Below are 20,620 nucleotides of genomic sequence, written 5' to 3'. Positions count from 1 at the left end.
ACCGGCCGCGGGGACACGGGGAAGGGGGCGGCCAGAGACGGGACTACCAGAGCCAGGTGGGCATATCGCGTGGGAAGGGACCGCCCGGCTCGGCGGTGGCCGCGTTGGCCAGGAGGCAGGCGAGGATCACGACGTTGGCCAGACCCACACCCGCCAGGAGCCGAACACCAGGGCGTGCCGGGGCAGAGGTGCGGCCGCTCGTGGTGAACAGCCAGGGGACCGGGCGGGACTCGTCGATCCGGCGCAGAACCAGCATGGGGGTGACCAGGACCAGGCTCGCGGAGAGCACCTCCAGCAGCGGCAGCTGGTACCAGTGGCCCGCGAAAAGAGTGAGCGGGGGGGAATCCCACGGGGTAGGCGAACACGCCGGAGGACAGGAACAACGGCTCAAGCAGCAGGTCGATGAGGGTGCCGATGCCCGCGGCGGTGAGGAACAGCCGCCATACGCGCGGGCTACGGACTGCGCGCCGCAGCTGCCGTGCATGCGTCGCAGCCGGACGCGCTCCTGGCGGCGACCTGCGGGCGGAGGAACGTTTAGCCGGAGCAAGGGGCGCAATGCGCTGCCAGGTTCTGCGAGGTCCTTGTTCAGCGGCGGGTGGGGACCATCAGCAGCCGGTCGGGGCGCTCCACGGTGCCGACGCGGGAATGCACCGGGCGGTCGTCGGCCGGGCGGAGGCGCCATTGGGCCAGGACGTTGGTGAGCATGAGGGTCAGCTGTGTCCAGGCGTAGCCGTCGCCGGCGCAGCGGCGGTGGCCGGCGCTGAAGGGGATGAACGCGTCCTTGTGCTCAGGGGTGATGCGGTCAGGATGCCAGCGGTCAGGGGTGAAGGAGTCGGGCTCGGGGAACAGGGCGGGGTCGTGGTGGAGGATGTGGGGGCTGAGGTAGACGCGGGCTCCGGTCGGCAGCAGGGTCTGGTCGAGGTGCACCGGTTGGATGGTGCGTCGCATGAGGAGCCAGGTGGGGTGGCGGCGCAGGACCTCGCTGAGAACCTGCCGGGTGTAGGGCAGGTGAGGGATGTGCTCGGCCTGGACCTGGGTTCGGCCGGTCACGGCGTCCAACTCGGCCAGCAGCTGCTGCTCGACGTCTGGGTGGTGGGCGATTTCGTGGAAGGTCCAGGCGAGGGCGGCGCTCATGGTGCCGGTGCCGGCGACGAACAGGTTCAGGATCTCGTCGCACACCACCTCGTCCGACATGCCGGCCCCGCTTTGGCGGTCGCGGGCGTGGACCAGGGTGGACAGCAGCCCGCCCAGATCCCTGCCTGTGGTGCGCCGCCGGTTGATCTCCTGCCCGATCGCGTTGCGCAGGGCGGCCACAGCCTTCTGGGCTTGTGGATCGCTGCTTGGCTCGCGGGCGCCGGCCAGGTGGGTGCGCCAGGCCGCGGCCGGGGACAGGGCGCGCCGCATGGCGCCGTTTCTCACGGCGGTCCAGGTCTTGACGGTGGCCCGCAGGTCGTCGCTGGTCTGGTTGAAGATGATGTCGAGGAGCGTGGCAAGGGTGACGGCATCGATTTGGCGCGCCAGGTCGAGAGGGGTGTCCGGCTGCCAGGAGGCGGCCCAAGCGGCGGCGCGGTCGCTCATCACGTGGCCGAAGGAGGAAACGCGCTCCGGGCGGAAGGCGGGCTGGGCCAGGCGCCGTTGCCGGCGATGGAAGTCCCCGGATGAGGTGACCAGGCCGTTTCCCATCTGCTGGCGCAGCTCGTCGAACATTTCGCCCTTGTCGAATTTGCGGGCGTCGGGGACAAGGACCTGGCGGGTCAGGGCAGCGCTGGTGGCTACATGGACGTCCTGCGGTCCGATACGGATGCGGACCAGTTCCCCGTACTGGGGAAGGGAGCGCAGGAAGGGCAGCGGCCTGTGGGCGAGATGGTGGGCATGCCCCAGGAGTGGCAGCCGGCCGGGGACGAGCGGGGCGGGCCGTCCGGGGTCAGTGGCGGACGTCGTCACGGAGTGCCTCCTGCGGTTGGGGGGTCATCTCGGGGCCGTGCCGCCGGGATTCGTCGGGCCTGATCTGACCTCCGACTGCAGGTCCGATGACCGGCCGGTGGGTCAGGACCAGGGCCTCGACGGGTGAAGTGGCACGGACTGGCTGGTGATCGGGTCGGCGGTGAAGCGTCCGGTGACCGCCAGCCAGTGCAGGTTGGCCGCTGTGAGCCTCTCCACCAGGTCCACATGGTGGCCCAGTGCATCGAGCTGGCCCTGCGGCAGCCCGGGGGTGACGCGTAGGGATGCGGCAGCGGCGGTGAGGCCGGTGTGGCGCTGTTGGATCATGTCGGTCGCGCGGGTACGGGCGGCAGCGGCCGAGCAGTGGTGTCGGCGGGCGAGGACCGTGAGCAGGTTGTCCTGGCCGGCGGCCCGGTCGTCCTCCTGGCTGGCGAGGTCGTTCGCCCAGCCCGCGATGTCTGCCGCCGCCGATCGGAGCTCCGACAGTTCGGCTTCGAGTGCCGGTTCCTCGACCGGCTCGGTGTGGCCGGTGCGTTCCAGCACGGCCAGCAACGGGAACACGGTGATGGTGCGCCGCCGCAGCCCGACGTAGCGCGCCATGGACAGTCGGGTACCGGCTCGGCGCAATGCGACTTCTTCCTCGGTGGCGTCCAGGAAATCCGAGTAGTGCGCGGAGAACCGCTCCCGCCACCGGCCTGATCTCTCTGGATCGGTGTGCTGCAGCAGCTGGGCCAGGACCTTCGCATGCCGGCCTGGCGAGGCGGACTCGCGTCCGGTCGCAAGTACCTCGCGTAGGGGCGCGGTGAACTTCTCCAGCTCTACCGGTTGTGATCCCAGGCCTCGGCGGTCGAATTCGTCGTCCACCCAGCAGATGAACGCCGCCCACTGCGCGGTCAACACCACGTCCGCCGCACCGCCGTGCGGCAGCGCGCCACCGGCCAGCACCGGGAGTCTCATCCGTGCCAGCCGCCGCTCCCCTTCGGCGTCGCTGATCACACCCTCCTGCCAGGCCCAGCGCAGCAGCTGGGCCGCGACCGGGTCCGATAAGCCTGATGTGGGGTCCGTCATAGGCGGATCTTGGCAGATCACCATCAGCCGGGGACAGCGCACAGCAGGCCATGGCCAAAGTCCGCTGTTCTCCGCCTCCCGTAGAGGCGCCGGTCGGCGTCCGCTTCGCGCCATTCCCCGTTTGGCCGTGTTCTGCCAAGATCCGAACATGACTGACACTCCGCCTGGCTTGTCAACTCCTTCAGATCCGGCAGGTGTGACTGACGTCTGTACGGTCGGCTCCAGGCCGCCCGCGTCGGCGCCTTCCCGGAAAGGATCTAGATGAGAATTCCGGCGATCACCGGGGGTCTGCCCCGCTGGCCCCACGGCGCGTTACCTGTCGGCCTGTGGTCGGCCACACAACGGCTGCGCAGGCATCTCATCGCCCGCGTCGGCCCTGATGGTGCGGTACGGGAGCCCTGCCACAGCCGTGTTCTGGAGTCCGCCCTCTTACTGGCCCTCCTTGACCGCACCCGGGCGGATCCCGCCGCCCGTCGCCGGGTGGCCGACTACCTGGCCCGGTACCGGGACTCCCCTGGGCGGCTTGATCGATTACTGGCCCGGGCCGCTCTGGACGGCCACCAAGTGGCGGATCTGCCAAGCCTCGACGTCTTCCTTTCCCAGGCACCGGACTTCACCGGTACCCGCAAACGCGCCCTGCTCGACGCGGTGCTCCACCTGCTCGGCGTCGCACCTGCCGCAGCCGGGCCGCCCCCTCCCGAAGCATTCTCCCCACACGGTCTGCACCTGTGGGCACTCGTCCAGGTCACCGCGGTGAAAGTCGTACTCGCCCATGCCCACGGGGCACTCGCCGACATCGACGAGGGCGAGGTCGCTCTGCTCCGTTCCACGCAGCACCCCGGAACGGTGTGGGAGGGCAACCTCCTCATCCACCTGTCCGTGTTGCACGCCCTGTCCCTCATACCCGGCCACGAGCATCTGGTGGCCCAGGGGATACGGACCGCACTGACGCATCAACGCCCGGACGGCGGGATGCCGTTCATCTGCGACGAGGACACCTGGGTCACCGTCACCGCCGGCCTCGCCCTGCACGCCGCCGGAGCGGGCGCCCCGATCCTGGATGCCATCGCCCGGCGCCTGGTCGCCTTGCAGCAGAGCGGCGGCGGATGGTCCTACACCGAAGGCGCCGAGCAATCCGACGTGGACTGCACCTCGGCCGCCATCGAGGTCCTCCACGTCGTGGACACGAGGGCCCACCACGCTGCGATCCGCCGCGCGATCGGATCCCTGCACGCGGTGCGAGGCCAGGACGGCGGATTCCCCACCTACTTGGCCGGAGCCCCGTCGGAAGCGGGAATGGCCGCGGCCGCTGCCAACGCCCTCACCACCCAGGGACCAGCCGAGCATGCCACGGCCGAGGCCGCCCTCGCCTATCTCGGCGCCGTGCAGCGCGCTGACGGATCGTTTCCGCCGGACTGGAGCAGCAGCCGCCACCACACCGTCTTCCGGGCCGCCCTCGCCGCCACCCGTCACCCGAGCGCCGGCGGACACGCCGTCGCCCGCCGATGCCAGGACCTGGTGCTGGACAGCCAGAACAGCGACGGCGGCTGGGGCCGGCAGGACGGGGCACCCAGCGACGCTCTCAGCACCGCCTACGCCCTCATCACGCTCACCACAGTGACCGGCTCCCAGGCCCCTGCGGCTGTCGGCACCGGCGCGGCCTACCTGCTCGCCCAGCAGCGCCAGAACGGGTCCATCCGCAGCGTCCCGGACTCCATCGGACCACGCCCCTTCCCGTTTGCCGTCCCCGTCCTCGCCGACGTGTTCACCCTCCTCGCCCTGGGACACCTCATCCACCGCACCACACCGGATACCGGTCACAGAGGGCAGGTGAGAGACCGGGCAAGAGGCCGGCCCGTCGGCCGGATGTGACCTCTTTTTCCCGGCCCGGCACCCGGCGCCTCATCGCACCACGCATCCGCAGCCAGACCCATCAGCGCCCGCCAGTCCCAAGTCCTGCTTCGGCAGAGCTTCGAGAAGAGATGGACGGCAGTTGTGAAGAAGAACGCTCCCCGCCCCCGCACGTCGGCCGGGTTGAAGAGCAAGGTGTGCCTGGTCACCGGCGGCGCGCAAGGCATCGGCCTCGCCACCACCCACGCCCTGGCCCAGCAGGGCGCCCACGTCCATGTCGCCGACATCTCCGCCGACCACCTCGCCTCGGCGGCAGCGGGCCTGGATGCCGCCGGGCTACGCGGGCAGGTCACCCTCCAGCAAGTCGATGTCAGTGACCGCGCCGCGTACGAACAGTACATCACCGAGGTACACAAAGCCGGCGGGCGCCTGGACGTCCTGGTCAACAACGCGGCCTTCGTCAAATGGGCCGACGTGGCGGACATGAGCGTGGAGGACACGCAGCTGACCATGCGGACCGGCTACGACGCCACCGTCGTCGGGGTCAATGCCGTCCTGCCGCTGATGCGGGCGGCCGGCGGCGGGGCCATCGTGAACATGGGCTCCGCGGCGGGCGTCGTCTTCGTCAAAGGCCCCGCGGCAGCGTACGCGGCGTCGAAAGCCGCGATCAACGCCTACACCCAGGTCCTGGCCGGCGAGCTCACCGCCTCGCCCGTCCACGTCATGCTGGTGCGGCCCGGAACCGTGGGCGGCACCGAGTTCTTCGGCCGCCACGTTCCCTCCCATCTCATGCCCCGCATCGCCGACTTCCTGCCCGTCTCCACCCCCGAACAGGTCGCCGCCGCCATCGTCAACGGCCTCCTCCACCAGCGGGAAATCGTCGACGTCCCCGGCTACCTCCCGGCGATGTACCGCGCCTACGCCATGACCCCGGGCATCTTCCGCACACTCGCCTCCCTCGGCGGCCCGGCCCGACGCGACTTCGGCCACCCCACCCGCCGGTCGGCTTCCCGCCGGCCCCACGATGCAGTGGCAGGACCCGAAAGAGACGCGGGCGTGGGGATGCCAAGGACGGCGGGACCGATCGAGCGAACCGTTCACCGTGTCGGCTCGGCACGCTGGGTCGGTGCTCTGGCACGGGTCGCACTCGTCCCCCTCGACACCGCCCTGCAGACACGCACGACGGGCCGGTTCAGCGTCGGCCGCGGCCTCAAGGTGGCTTCCCTGCTCCTGACCACCACCGGAGCCCGCACCGGAAGCCTCCGCCCCACCCCGCTCTTCTACGTCGACCACGCCGACGGCTACGCAGTCGTCGGCTCCAACTTCGGCCAGGCCCACCACCCCGCCTGGACCACCAACCTCCTCAAGACACCGACCGGCACCGTCACCCTCGCAGGAGCGCAGATTCCCGTCACCGCACGCCTCGTCGACGGCCCGGAGCACGAAGTGATCTGGAACAAGATCCTCACCATCTCCCCCGGCTACCAGGCCTACCGCGACCGCTCCGGCCGGAACTTGCGCATCTTCCATCTCCAGCCCGTCGGCAGCACACCCGCGCAGCAGTGAACGAACCCGCCCGTCAGTCACCGTCCACCAGCCGGCTGCCGGAACCGCCGGCTACCGAAGAGCAGAGGGAAGTCACCGTGGAAGAAGACCAGAGGGTCACGCCGTATCCGTCGGGCGAATCGGTCGGAGCGTTCTACGACCAGATGAGCGCGTTCTTCGCCTCCGTGTTCGGCGAGCACCTCCACTTCGGGCTGTGGGACCAGGACGACGACTCCCTCATGGAGACGGCGCAGGTACGCCTGACCGACCGCCTCATCGACCTCCTCAACCCGCGGAGCGACGAGTACGTCCTGGACGTGGGATGCGGCACCGGACATCCCGCGATACGCCTCGCCCAGCGCACCGGCGCGAGCGTCCTGGGCGTGAGTGTCAGCTCCTCACAGGTGGCAGGCGCCACCGCGGCATCGAACAGCGCCGGGCTCTCCACACGAGCCGAGTTCGTCCAGGCCGACGCGATGAAACTGCCCCACGAAGCGGGGACCTTCGACGCCGCCTGGGCCATCGAGATGCTCTTCCACGTCCCCGACCGCCGCCACGTCCTGCGGGAAATCCGGCGCACCCTCAAGCCCGGCGGACGGTTGGTGCTCACCGACTTCGTCATGCTGGAACCGCTCACCGGCCAGGAATGGGAACTCCTCGCCCAGGGCTTCGCTTTCTCCTCCCTCATCCACCCCGACAGCTACGCCGACGTCATCACCCGGGCCGGCCTCGAAGTCGTCCAGGTCCACGACGTCACCGCCCATACGAGAGCGACCACGCGGGGAATCGCCGCCCGCTTCGAGCGGGACAAGGAACAACTGGCCGCCGTCTACGGCACCGAATTCGCCGCCCAGATGGAACTGCTGCTGCCGCTGTGCCTGTCCCTCGTCACCGACAAGATCGGCTACGTCATCGCCGAAGCCCGCCGCCCCCACGGCGCCTAACCTACGGCCCCGGTGGATGCCCACGGGCGCAGGCCATCCACCACCGTGCGGGCAACGCGTACACGACCACGGTCAGGCGACGCCGCAGCAGGGAGAGCGTCCCTCCGGACTCGGCCCGAATTCCCGGCCACCCCCCGGGAGCGTGCGGCTCCATTCCTGCGGGGCTGTCTGAGATCAGCGCGGTGCGGGCCGGCAGCTAAGGCAGTACGTCTACGGGGGCGCGCATTTGGGGATCAGGGAGTAGTGGGCGAAGGGCACCCACCACCGCGCCGAGCCGCCTCGAGTGGCGGCGCAGTGGACCCCACCGGGACGCACAGCCTGGCCCCAGCTCGTGGCCGTCGCCCTCACCGGCCTACTGCTGCTCCCGGTGCTCATGTCCTCCGGCGTCGCCCGCGCCCTCACCCTGCTGCCCCTGTGGGCGCTGATCCACTCCGTGGTGATCGTCAGGTATCGAGGCCGCTCGCTCGCGGACTGGGCCCCCTCGCCCTGCGCTACACGCTGCGCCGTACGAAGCGGCAGCTCGTCTGGCTGACCCGCCCCTCCAGCCGTCCCCGTCGCGAGGGACTCCTCCACCTTCCCGGCACCGCGGCCTCCCTGCGGGTTGTCACCTCCCCGGACGGCCGCCTCGGCGCCGTGCACGACCCCCACCACGGCACGCTGACCGCCGTCGTCAAGGTGTCCTCCCGTGCGTTCGCGCTGCTCGATCCGTCCACCCAGAACCACAACGTCACCGGCTGGGGTCGCACACTGGCCGCCTCGCGCGCATCGGCCACGTGGCCCGGGTCCAGGTGCTGGAGCGCACCGTGCCGGACAGCGGGGACTCCCTCAACCGCTACTGGAACACGTACGGCAACCCCGGCGCTCACCTGGCTGGACCGATCTACGCCGACCTGCTGACCGCCGCCGGCCCGGCCGCCGCCCCGCACGAGAGCTACGTCGCCCTGGCGCTCGACCTGAAGGCCGCACGCCGGCTGATCAACCAGGCCGGTGGCGGCCTCACCGGCCGCTTCACCGTGCTCACCCAGCTCACCTCCACCTTCGACCAGGCCGCCCACGGCGCCGGCCTGGCCCCTGCCGGGTAGCTGGCCGCTACCGGGATCGCCGCAGTGATCCGTACCGCCTACGACCCTATGAAGCTGGCGGCCCTCGACCAGTGGTCGACCACCGGGCGGCCTCAGGCCGATCCGGCCGCCGCAGGCCCCGTGGTCCTCGTGGTCCTCGTGGAGAAGGCAGACCGCATCGAGACCGACTCGGCCCGGCACGCCACCTTCTGGATCGAGAACTGGCCGCGCATCGAGACCTCCCCCGGCTTCCTGCACCAGCTGCTCTTCATCTCCGGAGTGCGGCGCACCCTGTCCCTGACCTACGAGCCCAAGGGCCCGACGCCGCAGCCGGCGACCTGTCCGGCCGCCTCGGTCACGCCGCCGAAGACCTCGCCCATGCACTGCGGCGGCTCATCCACGGTGACTTGGCCGGGATGTTCGACGCGCCGTCGACCGTACGGTTCGACCCCAGTGCCCCGATGCTGTCGATCGACCTGTCCCGGCTCGGCGGCACGAGCGACGACCTGCGCGAGCGCCTGGATGGAGTCCGCCCTGTCCGACCCCACCGGCGGGCGCCGCCGGGTGATCTACGACGAGGCGTGGCGCGTGATGCGGCACGTCGCCCTGCTGGAACGCATGCAGTCCCAGTGGAAGCTGTCCCGAGGCCTGGGCATCGCGAACATGATGGTCATCCACCGCCTGTCCGACCTCCTGACGGCCGGGGACGCCGGATCGCGGGGACGAGCTCTGGCCGAGGGCCTGCTGACCGATTGCTCGACCCGGATCATCTACCGCCAGGAGGCTGACCAGTTGGCCACCGCTGCGGCCGTGCTCGGACTGACCGGCGTGGAGACCCAGGCCCTCTCCGCCCTGACCAAGGGCCGGGGCCTGTGGAAGGTCGCCGGCCGGAGCTTCATCACCCAGCATCTGCTCCACCCGCGAGAACGGGAGCTGTTCGACACCGACCTGCGCATGGTGGCGAAAGGCCGCCGAACACGACAGACGCATCACGTAGCGTGACGTGTCATCATCTCGCGGAAGGATCAAGGACGAGGTGGGATCGCCCATGAGGTAGGTGCGGGCCGCGGCCCCGCTGGTGTCGAGCGCGGTCGCCACCTCCTCAATCGAGGCATCCTGGGCGGCGAGCTCGCACGCGGTGTCCTGGCCGGTGCGGGCGATGACGTGTCGGAGGTCGGCCAGGGCCTTCAATGCGACCCCTCGGCTCCTCGGCGGCCAGGCCGTCGAGTCTGCGGACGAGTTCAGGTGCGCGTCGTAGTCCGCGATCGGCCTGGACAGGTCGACGTCCGCCTCGCACAAGGGCCGCTCAGGCACAGGAGCGGTATGAGCGCCGCGGGATGACCTTGCGCTGTGGCGACTTCAGGCAGCAAGGGGAGCTTCGCTGCGCCTTTTCACCCGCCGAGAGGCGGGCGAAAAGGCGCAGATGCGGCCTACTGCTTGACCAGAGTGTGGAATTCGCTGAAGTCGAGCACGCGGTCGCGGTTCTGGTCCGCTTCCATGGCGTCCTTGACCTTCTCCCTGAGCTGTCCCTGGTGGCCCTCACGCTTGAAGTGGTTGGCCAGTTCGACGATGTTGATCTGCCCGTCGCCGTCGGTGTCGATCTGCTCGAAGATTTCCCTGGCCTCGGCCTCGGTCATCGCTCTTCCCTCTCGCATCACAGGATGGTCGTCCACACACAGTGACAGATTCGCCACGTGAGTTCACATGGCGTGACGGCCAATCGAGTGATCGCACGCGACTATGCCCGCCCCAACCGGACGGAACACGGTCCGCACAGTGCGCGTCGCAGCTGGTTCTGGCCGCGCTTCCGTGACGGCTCCGCCTGCCGCCCGCTCCGAGTCCCTTCCGCGCCTGAGCCCCGCGCCGGCCAGGGGAACGCTCGGGTCCGGGGCATGTGACGTACCTGTCAGCCGCTGGATCGGGCGCCCTACCGCGAACCACCGACAGGGCATCCTGGCCTGTCGGCCGGAAGGTGTCTGGCGGCTGCGTGCCCTCTCGCCTTGACTGCCGTTGATCAACGCGTCATCCGATCAACGGAGGGGAATCCGATGAAGAAGCTCAGCATGGCCGTTACCGTCGCCGGCCTGATCCTGGCCGGTGTGACAGCACCGCAGGCGATGGCCGCCGACGAACCGCGCCCCGTCACCAAGGAATGCCCCGGGGGCAACCAGTACTACGGGGACGCCGACTTCACACAGTTCTGGGAATGCTCCAACGGCATCGCATACCGCTTCGATTGCCCCGCCGGCCTGCACTGGGACCTCACCTTGCTGACCTGCAACTACCCCGAACAGGCCAACCGAGTCGAAGGCGACCACCTCCACAGCTAGGAGCTGTCCGGCCGATCACGTGACGCTGTCGGGGATCTTGAGATCGCCATCCGGAGAGGCGACGCGTCGCTCCTCCGGATGGGCGGCGTTTCGGCTATCACGCCTCAACTTGAAGCAGTTCGGAGAGCTTTCCCTCCCTGTCCAGCTTGGCAAGGCGCGCGTCCCCTCCCGGGGGTGCCGAGGCGTTGCTCCGCGCGTGTGACGCGGTGGCCGCAGTCGGTCCGGGGGACTGCCGAGGTCAGCAGGTGCTCGGCGCGGTCCGGCCGGCGAAGCGGTCCACGAGCCACGGGAGGCCCTCGGCGCTGGTGCCCTCGGTCGCGGCGATGTGCCCGGGGATGTGGTTGCCCGCGAACCTCACCGTCACACCCTGTCGGCACCAATCAGCGGCCAGGTTCTTGCCGACCTGCTGGGGAACGACGTCGTCCAGGGCGCTGTGGGAGAGCAGAACGGGTACTGCGGGCTTGCGCTTGCCGAGCTGTTGTTCGGCCACGATCGTGTCCCACGGGGCGCGCTTGAGGCGCTCGGTCAGCGGGCGCCCGTCCACGGTGAGGAAGCGTGAGTTCAAGAAGGGGTACTTGGCGAGGGCCTGCGTCGTGCACAGGTTGTCCCGCAGGTCGTTCGTCACGCGCTTGCCGTGGGCGGTGAGGTACGGGTTGACGTCGATGCCGTAGGAGGTGGCGAGGCCGGAGAGGGCGTAGTTGAAGAATGCGCCGTAGGCGGAGCCGTCCATGCTGTCGGCCACCTTGCTCATGTCCGCGGGCGGGGCGCCGACAACGGCGCCCTTGAGCTTCAACTCGGGCGCGTACGTCGGGGCCAGTTCGGCGGCGGATGCCGTCGCCCCGCCGCCCTGGGAGTAGCCGTACAGCGCGGCCGGACCCGCGTCCGGGAGATCCAGGACATCCAGACGCTGGGCCGCCCGGACGGAATCCAGGACGGCGCGGCCCTGCGCCTCGCGGTCCATGTAGGTGTGGACTCCGGGTGTGCCCAGCCCTTGGTAGTCGGTCACCACCACGGCGTAGCCCTGGTCGAGGAGCTTCTTGACGGGCAGCGCCTCGTACTCGGTGCCTTCGGCCAGCTGGCGGGAGGGGGCGCACTTGTCCGCGAGGCCCTGCGTGCCGGGGGCGAAGGCAACGATCGGGCGTTGACCGTACGGGGAAGTCCTGGGGTTCAGGACGGTACCGGTGACGGCAATGGCCTTCCCGGACCGGTCGGTGGTGCTGTACATGATCCGGTGGACACCCGCATCGACCTTGATCACCTTGAGCGGATCCAGGTAGAAGACACCCGGCTCAGAGCTCAGCACGTCGCCGTTCTCGGCGGGCAGGATCGCCGGTCGTTGCAGTGCGCTCAGCTGTCCTGCGGCAAAAGAGGCGTGGGCCGGCGCGGCCATACCGACGGCGGCAGCGGCGACCAGGGCAACCGCAGTGATGATCTTCTCCATACATAGAGGAACGATCTTCGAGCCGCGAGGCAACGCCGAGATGCCCGGTGTGAGTAGTTGCGGTACGGGATCGGCGTGTCCGGCACAGCAGCCGGAATGCGCCGCCCGCCAGGCCCCACCCATGTCGAACAGCCGCCCGACGCCAGTGAACCTCGACCACGCTGTCACTTGCGATAGGTCGCGGGGCTGCGACTTCAAGCCACAGCAGCCGCGGGTCGGCCAATTCATGCGCCACTACGGAAAGCCTCCCCGCAGACACACACAGCGACAAGGAGGGTGGGGGTAATCGAAGTGTCGGAACACTGTGCGGTCTCTCTGCGCAGTGTGAGAGGAGGCAGACATGACCACGGACCCGTGGGTGAGGGCGTGGGGTGCGAACGCGCAGGGGCAGTTGGGCAACGGCTCGACCCTCGCGCAGCGTACGCCCGCCGCCGTGATTGGGCTGACGCGTGATGATGTGCGCGAGGTGGTTGCAGGTGAGGGCTTCGCCGTGGCGCTGTTGCGCGATGGGACGGTGAAGAGCTGGGGTGTGAACGCCTCGGGTCAGCTCGGCAACGGCACCCTCACCGGGCAGCCGTCTCCCGCCGTGGTGGCCGGACTGTCCGGGGTGTCCGCGGTGGCTGCCGGCCGCAACCATGTGCTGGCCGTCAAGGGCGGACAGGTGCTGGCCTGGGGCGAGAACGCCCACGGCCAGTTGGGCACCGGCGAGGGCACCGCATCGAAGGTGCCGGTCGCTGTGCCGGGCCTGGACAAGGTGAAGGCGGTCGGCGCCGGTGACGGATTCAGCGTTGCCCTGGGCCAGGACGGCACCGTGTGGACCTGGGGACAGGGCACGGCCGGCCGCCTCGGTACCGGCTCGACCGCCGACAGGACCGCCCCCCAGCAGGTCGCAGACCTGGCCGATGTTGAGGCGATCGCGGTCGGAGACGCTCACGTCCTGGCTCTGACCGCCGACGGCGTCGTCAAGGCGTGGGGTGCAGGCGCCGATGGCCGGCTCGGCAACGACAGCAAGGCGGACAGCAGCACCCCCGTGGACGTGGCGTATCTGGATGCGGTGGCCAAGGTCTTCGTCGGCCAGGCTTCGTCGTTCGCTCTGATGGACGACGGTTCCGTCCAGGGCTGGGGAGCCAACGCCAGCGGTGAACTCGGTGACGGCACCAAGACCCCCCGCACCACGCCGGTCTCACTCGACCACCTGCGGGGCGTCCAGCACCTGGCGGGCGGTACCGGCTACACCATCGCCGCCCTACACGACGGCTCCGTCATCGCCTGGGGAGCCAACCAGGACGGACAGCTTGGCGACGGCAGCACCACCAGCCCGTCGGCCACGACCACACCCCTGGCACCCGGCAGCGGCGTCACCTTCGTGACCGCAGCCGACCGCAGCAGCTACGCGTACTGACAGCACGACCGCCCGGGGCTGGCGTACAGCTCCCGGGATCGCACGGCGGTGGCGGTTACCCTGTCTGCAAGTGACCGCCACGTTTCTTGTCCTGAGACTGTCTCAGCTCGCCTGTTGGAGAACGAGGTTCACGTCGGGCAGCCGACCGCCCGCGTCGGCAGCACCTCGCGCTCGTCCTGGTCGGCCGCCAGGCCCCCAGGCCCCCAGGCCCCCACGGTGCACGCTGCCACTCACTCACGGATGTACCAGCAGTGCACCGCAGCGGCCGGCATTCAGGACGCCGGGCCCTGGTCGCACTTCTGCCGGTTCGAGCCACGTGGGTTCGCGGAATCCTGGGGCAGCCCTCGGCAAATCCGGCCACCGGACTCTGCAGGTGCCCCGCGCATGGCGCGGGGCACGAGGGTCGGCGGGGCCGTTCAGTAAAGGTAGGTGGTGTTGCCGCCGAGGGAGGCGGTGACATGGGTGTGGCCGGCCCCATGGAACTGGACCTCGACGTGGGCGGGCGTGGTGGTGCCGTTGCCCAGCTGCCCCTCGCCGTTGTGGCCCCAGGTGAAGACCTTGCCTCCGATGATGGCCGCGGCGTGGCGGGCGCCCGCGGCAAGGGACTGGGCGCCCTTGAGGCGGGGGATCTCCACCGGGGCGGTGCGGTTGGTGCGGGCCACGGTGTCGGCGAAGTTCTCCTCACCCTCCAGGAGCTGCCCGTACTGGTTGTAGCCCCAGCCCCACACGGTGCCGTCGGAGGTGATCGCGTAGTTGTGGAAGGCGCCGGCGACGATGCTGTCCACACCTTCGATCAGGTCGACGTCGACCGGCAGGGTGCTGCTCTTGGTGCCGCTATTGCCGAGCTGTCCGTAGAGGTTGTAGCCCCAGCTCTTGACGGTGTCATCGGCGGTCAGCGCGAGTGCGTGGTGGGTCCCGGCGGCGATCGCGACGATGTGTTCCAAGCCCGTCACCTGACGCGGCACCGAGCTGCTGGTGCGGGCGCCGTTGCCGAGCTGGCCATGGATGCCCCGACCCCAGGCGTAGACCTTGCCGTTCTCCAGCAGAGCGAGGCTGAAGTCGCCACCCGCGGCGACTTGCTTGACCCTCGGCATGCCCTGGACTCGGTCAGGAACGTTGCGGTGGTCACCTGCGCCCTTGCTGCCGAGCTGCCCGTGGGCGTTGTCGCCCCACGCCCACACCTGACCAGTGTTATCCAGCGCGAGGGCATGCATCCCCCCGGCAGCGACGTCCTTGATGTTCGTGAGCCCGGTCACGGTCACGGGCACCAGCTGATCCGTATCGCCGCCGTTGCCGAGCTGCCCGGTCACGTTGTCGCCCCATGCCTGCACCGTCTTGTCGGTCCGCGCAAGGACGAAGGCGCTGTTGGAGTCCAGCCCGCCGCTGACGAGCTGGTCCACCTCCCCCAGGACCAGCGAGGCCACCGAAGTCGGGCGGAGGCTGTCCGCAGCCGTTCCGTTCCCGAGCTGGCCGGCGTCCCCGGCCCCCCAGCTCAGCACCGTGTTGTCCGTCATGATCATCCTCCCGAAAGGCATGCCGCGGCACGTAACGCGGCCAGCCTGCCGTCCCGCCCGCACATGATCGACAAGCCAGGCCGTGGATCACCCGAACGGGTCGGCACGGGCTCCAAATCTCGAAGATGACGCCCCTGATGGACTCGGACGTCTCCGACATGTGCCGGGCACGCGCCCTTTCAGTGAGCCGTGTGACTGCTTATCGTCTTTTGTATGGCCAACGGGGTGTTCCACACCAAGTACGGCATCGAGATCAATCTGACCTTCGAAGACTTGGGGCACCGAGATCGCCCCGGTCTGCTGCAAGAAATCACGCAGCCCGTCGGGGAACGGGAGCGCGACCTCCTGCAGTGCTTGACCGACCGCAACGGCGGACGGTGCGAGTGCGCGCTGGCCGAGAAGTCGCCCTGGATGTTCGTGCGTCGGCAGCGCCGCTCCGGCCGAGTCGTGTGGGTGGCCGCGCATCTTCCCCTGACGCACACTGCGACGCCGGAGGAGAGCGACAAGCACAAGGCGATGAAGGAGCGCATAGCCCGCTCCGCATCGCGCCACGGGCTGGACGTGCAGGTGGAAGCGCGGTCGGCGGACGGCCGTGTCATCACCGACGTTCTGGTATCCGGCGCCGGGGCTCGGGTGGGATGGGAGGCCCAGTACTCCCCCATCAGTGCAAGCACGGTACGGCGCCGTTCCGGAAGAGCGCGGGAGAACGGCATCGCACCGCTCTGGGTCACCGGAGACGCGTCATCGTCCATCGTCGACCGCGCGCCCTGGACCCGGGTCGACGACGTGCCGTGGCAGCGCATCGTCTCACCGCTCGCGATGGTCGTCCGTGGTGGTGTGCGGCACCTGCAGATCTGGAAGTGCACGCCCAGCAGCGAGCGGCCGTGCCCCGAAAAGGGTCAGCACTGCGGCAAGTTCCACAGCGGCTGGTTCCTGCCCGCCCTGTGCATCCCACAAGAGCGCGCCACAGCTCTGGATGAACTCGTCGTCACCAGCGCCGACGGGGAGCACGTGGCCGTCCGCGTCCGCAACAGCCATGACCCCAGGCGGGCTTCCTACCTCTGGGCCCTTGCAAAGGATGTGGAACGTTGGCGCGACCTCACGGGCGAAGCCGACAGCCCATCGGAGGATCAGCCGACGGATGACGAGCCGGTCACCTTCGCCGAGGAAGAACTCGACAGCTCCTGCCGGTACGGCCACCAAGACGGCCGCCACAGCAGCGACCCCCGGCCACGGCGGGACATGTCCTCCGCTACGGGTCTGCACACCTTCGACGAAGCCCCCGACCAGCCGTACCGCTCCCCCAGCCGGCCGGTGCAACTACGACGCTTGTCCGCTCGCGAACGCGCCGTCATCGCCACCGAACTGGGCTGTCCACCCTGGGAGATCGGACCCTGCATGCTCTGCGCAGAACCCATTCACCGTTACGGCCGATACAGCCCGCTCGCGTGCTCCAGCTGCCGGGCAACCACCCGAGTCGGATAGGGGTCACCGCCGCGGGCGGCGATTCACCCCGGCAGCGGCACGCGCTGCTGCGTCGGCGTGCTCCGCAGCACCCTGCCGGATGGTCACCGCCTTGGGGCCCGGACGATGGGGTGCGGAGCCCGCCGTTGCCGGGAGTTTCGCCGTTCGCCGAAGGCGCCAGACCAGGACGTCCGTGAGGTTGTCCGCAGACTCCAACTCGCGCTGGTCGATCACTCCCTGGAGCAGTGCCGTCGGCTCATACCCTGCCCGTTCGGCTTCCTCAAGCGTGGCTGCGAGTGCGTACCAACCAGGGGACGCCAAGAGCTGATCGGCACGGCCGTGAAGAGCCGAGCTCACGGCGTCAGCGTGTCGTCGCCGAGCGGATGGAGTGACCCGTCGACCCTACTCTCGCATCACGCTGAGCGGGAACGCGGCGGACGATCGACATGCAGCTCGGAGGTTCCAAGCCGCCTGGCGGGCGGCGGCCTGCTGGGCGTGCCCGCGGGCGGCGTGCCAGAGCACGGCGGCGACCGCGGCGAGGATGAGCGTGGACAGCAGCATCGCGGTGGCGCCGGCGTCTTCGCCACGGCCGAGGGCGACGCCGGCGCGGAGGATGCCTCGTGCGGCGGAGCGCATGGCGCGGTTGGCCGAGCGTTCTGCGCGGATGTGGGAGCAGGTGGCGCGTTCGAAGGCGCGGGCTGCCTGGTTCAGTTCGCTGCGTTTCGAGGCGGGCGAGGTCTGGGCGAGGGCGTCGAGGAGTTCTCCCATGCCGACGAGGTGGGCTGCTGCGTCTTCGTCATCGTCTGCCGTGAGAGTGGCTGCGACGAGCTCGACCAGAGGGGCGACCATCGGAGCAGCCGGAGGCCGGCTTTCGTGATCGGGGGCACGACATCTGGCTCGGGGCGTCAGTCCAGTGTCGGGTGACGTCGGCGGGCGCCGCGTTCTCGCCGCGGACGGTCTTGGCGTCCTGGACGGACTGCTGGAGCGCGGCCATCCGGTCGACGACTTTGCCCGCGGTGAGCGGCTCGGCCGCAGGCTCGATCCTGCGGCCTGCCCCCTTCGCCGCGATGACCTCCTCGCCGGCATCGCGGTAGGCGTCGCGCTGCTCTGAGAGCTCGAACCCCCTGGTCGGTCTTTACTCTGTGGTCCGGTGGGCGACTGCCGCTTCCCGGTCCATGGCCGCGATCACCACGATGAGGACGTCCTTGCCGTCCTCGAAGGCCTTCTGGATGTCCTTGCCCAGCTGCCCCTCCGGCAGCACGATGTCCCCCTTCGTCTCCCCGGACTCGTCCATGAGGGAGAGGAACCCGTCGGCGACATTGGTCAGCATGTACTCGATGCGGGTGACCACCGGTACTTCCACGATGTGAGTGGAAGGCGACACGTCCTCGTACGTCTTGCCGGTGAAGACGTCGACAGCGGTGATGTAGACCTTGTCATGGCCGTGCTTGCCGGTCTTGGAAGTCGACAGCTCGGTGATCTTGCAGGGGGAGCCCTTGAGGAGCACATAGTTGTTTTTCCGCAGGGCCGATGCCTGCGTCGAGCGGGACTTGCTCCCTGCCGGGGCCGATCCGGAATCGAGGTCGACGTCGCTCAACACTGCCTCCTGGTGCGCTTGTTTCCGCAGGTAGAACCGCAGTAGCCCAGCCCAACCGTCACGGACCAACGAGCACTCACCCAGTGGAGTGAACCCGGCCGCAAGTCGTCGGCCTGCATGCGGATGGCAGGTATTCCGCAGGTCCGAGTCCCTTCGTTGCCAGCAACGGCTTTGGGACTGGTAGGCGCGCATGTTGAGGTGTCGCGTATTCGTCAGCCGAGGTGTGTGCACGGCCCGATGAGATGACCGACAGTGATCCGGGAGTCTCGTTCTCTGCTGTTGGACCTCGTCTTGTGACTGCGAGCTTCCGCTTACTCCAGATAGAGAGCTGCCAAGCGGGGCAGTCGGCGGGTCATTTCGTCGTGGTCATCGAAATCGAAGTTCCAGGTGCGGTCCAGCTCCCGGTAGCGGATGGTGGGTGGGCTCGCTGGGAGCTGATCACCGGTCGCCGAGATGTGTGCGTTCCAGGCGATGCCCAGCATGTTCTCACCCTCCAGGTCGACGCCGTCGGCTGCGGAGGCTTGAACGATGGGCAGTTCTGCCAGGGCATCGGGATCAGCGACTACGCGCTCGAATACTTCACAGCCCTGAGCGATCAGCCAGCCGCGGAAGTAGTCGAAGCCGTCGTCAGAGCACCCACCGTTGGCAAGGTAAGCAGCGGCCCAGAGAGGATTGCTGTAAGAGTCGACCATCAGGTCCCACAGAACCTGCTCAGCTGCGACGATCTCCTCGACCGGCCGGGAGGCCAGCAGCGAGGTCGCCTCGCGAGCGACCGCTTCGCCGTCGTTCGGATTGGACGCCTGATTGCGGGCTGCCTCAATGAGCTGCCAGAACTGCTGCTTGTTCATGGAGGCAGAGCCTGCCACCTGGTACTGACATCGGGCCGGTCGCGGGAGCTTGGCTCACCAGAGCAGCCACGTCGCTCCTGTCAGCGTGTGTGGTCGCCAGGTGCATATCGACTCCAGGTTCCTCCGGCTTCGGTGACCAGGCAGGTGGCGGTCTTGTCGTGGTAGCCGCGTGCCTTCGCGATGATGGGTGCCGGGGCTTGGAGGACGAGCTGGCGGATCGCGGAGGCCCTGCCTCGTTGCGGCGGGACGCCGATCTTTCGCGTTCCACGCGTCGCTGCACCCGACCGTCGTCGTACGTCTGTCACGCTGATCGCGGAATCACCCTGTTCGCCAGACGCTGGCCCGATTCACTGGATGCCGGCTCGTCTGCGATCGATGTGCCGGCGCGGTCGCCGGTGCCCGGCAGGTCCTTGGCGAGCCGGCCTGCGAGTGCGCTCACCGGGCCTCGACCGGGTGAGGACGCCGAATGCGAGCAGAGCGAGCGCCGGCAGCACGGCGACGATGATTCCCATTGGCAAGGCGTCGGTGGCGCCACCCGCGCCGGCCAGCGGAGCAAGTGCCCCGCCGAACATGAACTGGCTGAAGCCGAGCAGAGCGGCTGCCGACCCGGCGTGTCCGCCGTGGTCGGCCAGGGCCTGGGCCGCGGCGTTCGGCATGACCAGGCCCACGCTGGAGACCAGGACGAACAGGCCGACCAGGAGCACGGGCAGGGGTGCCCGTGTCAGCACCGCGCCCAGGACCGTGGTGCCACCGGCCGTCGCGCCCAGCAGACCGGCGACCAGCAGCACACGGGCGCCGGCCCGGGCCACCAGCCGGCCGCTGATCTGGGCGGCCACAATGAGTCCGGCAGCGTTGACGGCGAACACGGCGCTGTACTGCTGCGGTGACAGGCCGTGGATTTCCTGCAGGACGAACGGCGAGCCGGAGATGTAGGCGAACATCGCCGCGAAGACCAGGCCGTTGGCCAGGACGTACCCGGTGAAGACCCGGTCGCTGAGCAGCTGCCCGACGACAGCCGGCAGCGGCTGGCGTGACGCGGAGGGCCGGGTCTCCGGCAGTCCTGCGGCGGAGGCCGCCAGCATCACGGCGCCGAGTACGGCCAGGGCCACGAAGATTCCAGGCCAGGCCGTGACGCGCAGTAGCTGGCCGCCGAGGACCGGCGCGAACACCGGCGCCAGGCCGGTGATCAAGGTCAGTGCGGAGAAGAGACGTGCGGTGCGGGTTCCGGAGGTGCGGTCGCGGACCATGGCGTTGGCGATGACGATGCCGAACGCCCCGCCGATGCCCTGGACCAGGCGTAGGCCGACGAGGGTCCGGACGTCGGGTGCCACCGCGCAGAGCGCGCTGGCGATCGTGTAGAGGGCGAGGCCCGCCAGCAACGGACGCCGCCGGCCGTAGGTGTCGCTCAGCGGCCCGGCGATCAGCTGCCCGATGGCCAGCCCGGCCAGGCAGGCGGTGATGGTGAGCTGGGTGGCCGCGGCGCTGGCGCGCAGGTCGCCGGCGAGGTCCGGCAGTCCGGGCAGGTAGCCGTCGATGGACAGTGGTCCCAGGGCCACGAGCGCTGCGAGCAGGACGATGAATCGGGTTTGCCGGCCGGCGGCGTCGTTGCTCATG

The 20,620-nt window shown here is 69.4% G+C and carries 17 protein-coding genes and 1 pseudogene; 8 read left to right on the top strand and 10 right to left on the bottom strand.

Annotation, left to right across the window (positions count from 1 at the left end; all coding sequences use genetic code 11):
• Positions 1–43: 43 nt before the first annotated feature.
• From ACFY0D_RS36270 to ACFY0D_RS36260, 3 genes are all read right to left on the bottom strand, one after another.
• Positions 44–289 (bottom strand): hypothetical protein, encoded by a 246-nt coding sequence (locus ACFY0D_RS36270; RefSeq protein ID WP_390802162.1) that lies wholly within the window; start codon positions 287–289, stop codon positions 44–46.
• 296 nt (positions 290–585) lie between these two features.
• Positions 586–1,944: a cytochrome P450 gene (locus ACFY0D_RS36265; RefSeq protein ID WP_390802161.1), complete on the bottom strand. Its 1,359-nt coding sequence runs from the start codon at positions 1,942–1,944 to the stop codon at positions 586–588.
• Positions 1,945–2,046: 102 nt separating this feature from the next.
• Complete coding sequence (locus tag ACFY0D_RS36260) at positions 2,047–3,009, bottom strand: terpene synthase family protein (RefSeq protein WP_390802160.1); 963 nt, start codon at positions 3,007–3,009, stop codon at positions 2,047–2,049.
• A gap of 261 nt (positions 3,010–3,270) precedes the next feature.
• Here ACFY0D_RS36260 and ACFY0D_RS36255 point away from each other — a divergent pair, with 261 nt between their 5' ends.
• From ACFY0D_RS36255 to ACFY0D_RS36240, 4 genes and pseudogenes are all read left to right on the top strand, one after another.
• Entirely contained in the window at positions 3,271–4,881 is a 1,611-nt protein-coding gene (locus ACFY0D_RS36255) for a prenyltransferase/squalene oxidase repeat-containing protein (RefSeq protein ID WP_390802159.1), read from the top strand.
• Between the two features lie 123 nt (positions 4,882–5,004).
• Positions 5,005–6,426, top strand: a complete 1,422-nt coding sequence (locus ACFY0D_RS36250) for an SDR family NAD(P)-dependent oxidoreductase (RefSeq protein ID WP_390802158.1) — start codon at positions 5,005–5,007, stop codon at positions 6,424–6,426.
• A 77-nt stretch (positions 6,427–6,503) separates the two neighbouring features.
• Positions 6,504–7,349, top strand: a complete 846-nt coding sequence (locus tag ACFY0D_RS36245; RefSeq protein ID WP_390802157.1) for a methyltransferase domain-containing protein — start codon at positions 6,504–6,506, stop codon at positions 7,347–7,349.
• Positions 7,350–7,632: 283 nt separating this feature from the next.
• Positions 7,633–9,412: pseudogene (locus ACFY0D_RS36240) on the top strand (SCO6880 family protein).
• 428 nt (positions 9,413–9,840) lie between these two features.
• Here the strand turns inward: ACFY0D_RS36240 and ACFY0D_RS36235 are convergent.
• Positions 9,841–10,065 carry an EF-hand domain-containing protein gene (locus ACFY0D_RS36235; RefSeq protein ID WP_388624395.1) on the bottom strand — a complete coding sequence of 75 codons (225 nt, stop codon included), beginning with the start codon at positions 10,063–10,065 and terminating at the stop codon, positions 9,841–9,843.
• A 393-nt stretch (positions 10,066–10,458) separates the two neighbouring features.
• On the opposite strand from ACFY0D_RS36235, the gene ACFY0D_RS36230 reads away from it, so the two are divergent.
• Positions 10,459–10,740, top strand: a complete 282-nt coding sequence (locus ACFY0D_RS36230; RefSeq protein WP_390802156.1) for a carbohydrate-binding module family 14 protein — start codon at positions 10,459–10,461, stop codon at positions 10,738–10,740.
• 238 nt (positions 10,741–10,978) lie between these two features.
• Here ACFY0D_RS36230 and ACFY0D_RS36225 read toward each other — a convergent pair whose 3' ends face one another.
• Entirely contained in the window at positions 10,979–12,181 is a 1,203-nt protein-coding gene (locus ACFY0D_RS36225) for an alpha/beta fold hydrolase (RefSeq protein ID WP_390802155.1), read from the bottom strand.
• A 340-nt stretch (positions 12,182–12,521) separates the two neighbouring features.
• Here ACFY0D_RS36225 and ACFY0D_RS36220 point away from each other — a divergent pair, with 340 nt between their 5' ends.
• Positions 12,522–13,583, top strand: a complete 1,062-nt coding sequence (locus ACFY0D_RS36220) for an RCC1 domain-containing protein (protein ID WP_390802154.1) — start codon at positions 12,522–12,524, stop codon at positions 13,581–13,583.
• A 416-nt stretch (positions 13,584–13,999) separates the two neighbouring features.
• On the opposite strand, the gene ACFY0D_RS36215 is transcribed toward ACFY0D_RS36220, so the two are convergent.
• Positions 14,000–15,097, bottom strand: a complete 1,098-nt coding sequence (locus tag ACFY0D_RS36215; RefSeq protein ID WP_390802153.1) for an RCC1 domain-containing protein — start codon at positions 15,095–15,097, stop codon at positions 14,000–14,002.
• 213 nt (positions 15,098–15,310) lie between these two features.
• Between ACFY0D_RS36215 and ACFY0D_RS36210 the strand changes: the two genes are divergently transcribed.
• Positions 15,311–16,582: a hypothetical protein gene (locus ACFY0D_RS36210; RefSeq protein WP_390802152.1), complete on the top strand. Its 1,272-nt coding sequence runs from the start codon at positions 15,311–15,313 to the stop codon at positions 16,580–16,582.
• 381 nt (positions 16,583–16,963) lie between these two features.
• Here the strand turns inward: ACFY0D_RS36210 and ACFY0D_RS36205 are convergent, their stop codons facing one another.
• Complete coding sequence (locus ACFY0D_RS36205) at positions 16,964–17,410, bottom strand: hypothetical protein (protein WP_390802151.1); 447 nt, start codon at positions 17,408–17,410, stop codon at positions 16,964–16,966.
• A 64-nt stretch (positions 17,411–17,474) separates the two neighbouring features.
• Here ACFY0D_RS36205 and ACFY0D_RS36200 point away from each other — a divergent pair, with 64 nt between their 5' ends.
• Positions 17,475–17,672 (top strand): hypothetical protein, encoded by a 198-nt coding sequence (locus ACFY0D_RS36200; RefSeq protein ID WP_390802150.1) that lies wholly within the window; start codon positions 17,475–17,477, stop codon positions 17,670–17,672.
• Between the two features lie 24 nt (positions 17,673–17,696).
• On the opposite strand, the gene eif5A is transcribed toward ACFY0D_RS36200, so the two are convergent.
• The 3 genes from eif5A to ACFY0D_RS36185 form a co-directional block, all read right to left on the bottom strand.
• Positions 17,697–18,158 carry a translation initiation factor IF-5A gene (gene eif5A / locus ACFY0D_RS36195; RefSeq protein WP_390802149.1) on the bottom strand — a complete coding sequence of 154 codons (462 nt, stop codon included), beginning with the start codon at positions 18,156–18,158 and terminating at the stop codon, positions 17,697–17,699.
• Between the two features lie 311 nt (positions 18,159–18,469).
• Positions 18,470–19,006 carry a DUF4240 domain-containing protein gene (locus ACFY0D_RS36190; protein ID WP_390802148.1) on the bottom strand — a complete coding sequence of 179 codons (537 nt, stop codon included), beginning with the start codon at positions 19,004–19,006 and terminating at the stop codon, positions 18,470–18,472.
• A gap of 347 nt (positions 19,007–19,353) precedes the next feature.
• Entirely contained in the window at positions 19,354–20,619 is a 1,266-nt protein-coding gene (locus ACFY0D_RS36185) for a multidrug effflux MFS transporter (protein ID WP_390802147.1), read from the bottom strand.
• Between the last annotated feature and the right edge of the window lies 1 nt (position 20,620).

The organism is Streptomyces sp. NPDC001502, from assembly GCF_042894785.1.
Lineage (GTDB): Bacteria > Actinomycetota > Actinomycetes > Streptomycetales > Streptomycetaceae > Streptomyces > Streptomyces kutzneri.
This window is presented reverse-complemented; position numbering and strand designations above follow the sequence as displayed.

Bases quoted from the DNA above. Each gene is read 5' to 3' on its own strand.
- ACFY0D_RS36260 (WP_390802160.1), bottom strand. From the start codon at position 3,009: ATGACGGACCCCACATCAGGCTTATCGGACCCGGTCGCGGCCCAGCTG.
- ACFY0D_RS36255 (WP_390802159.1), top strand. From the start codon at position 3,271: ATGAGAATTCCGGCGATCACCGGGGGTCTGCCCCGCTGGCCCCACGGC.
- ACFY0D_RS36235 (WP_388624395.1), bottom strand. From the start codon at position 10,065: ATGCGAGAGGGAAGAGCGATGACCGAGGCCGAGGCCAGGGAAATCTTC.
- ACFY0D_RS36230 (WP_390802156.1), top strand. From the start codon at position 10,459: ATGAAGAAGCTCAGCATGGCCGTTACCGTCGCCGGCCTGATCCTGGCC.
- ACFY0D_RS36225 (WP_390802155.1), bottom strand. From the start codon at position 12,181: ATGGAGAAGATCATCACTGCGGTTGCCCTGGTCGCCGCTGCCGCCGTC.
- ACFY0D_RS36220 (WP_390802154.1), top strand. From the start codon at position 12,522: ATGACCACGGACCCGTGGGTGAGGGCGTGGGGTGCGAACGCGCAGGGG.
- ACFY0D_RS36215 (WP_390802153.1), bottom strand. From the start codon at position 15,097: ATGACGGACAACACGGTGCTGAGCTGGGGGGCCGGGGACGCCGGCCAG.
- ACFY0D_RS36210 (WP_390802152.1), top strand. From the start codon at position 15,311: ATGGCCAACGGGGTGTTCCACACCAAGTACGGCATCGAGATCAATCTG.
- ACFY0D_RS36205 (WP_390802151.1), bottom strand. From the start codon at position 17,410: ATGGTCGCCCCTCTGGTCGAGCTCGTCGCAGCCACTCTCACGGCAGAC.
- ACFY0D_RS36190 (WP_390802148.1), bottom strand. From the start codon at position 19,006: ATGAACAAGCAGCAGTTCTGGCAGCTCATTGAGGCAGCCCGCAATCAG.
- ACFY0D_RS36185 (WP_390802147.1), bottom strand. From the start codon at position 20,619: ATGAGCAACGACGCCGCCGGCCGGCAAACCCGATTCATCGTCCTGCTC.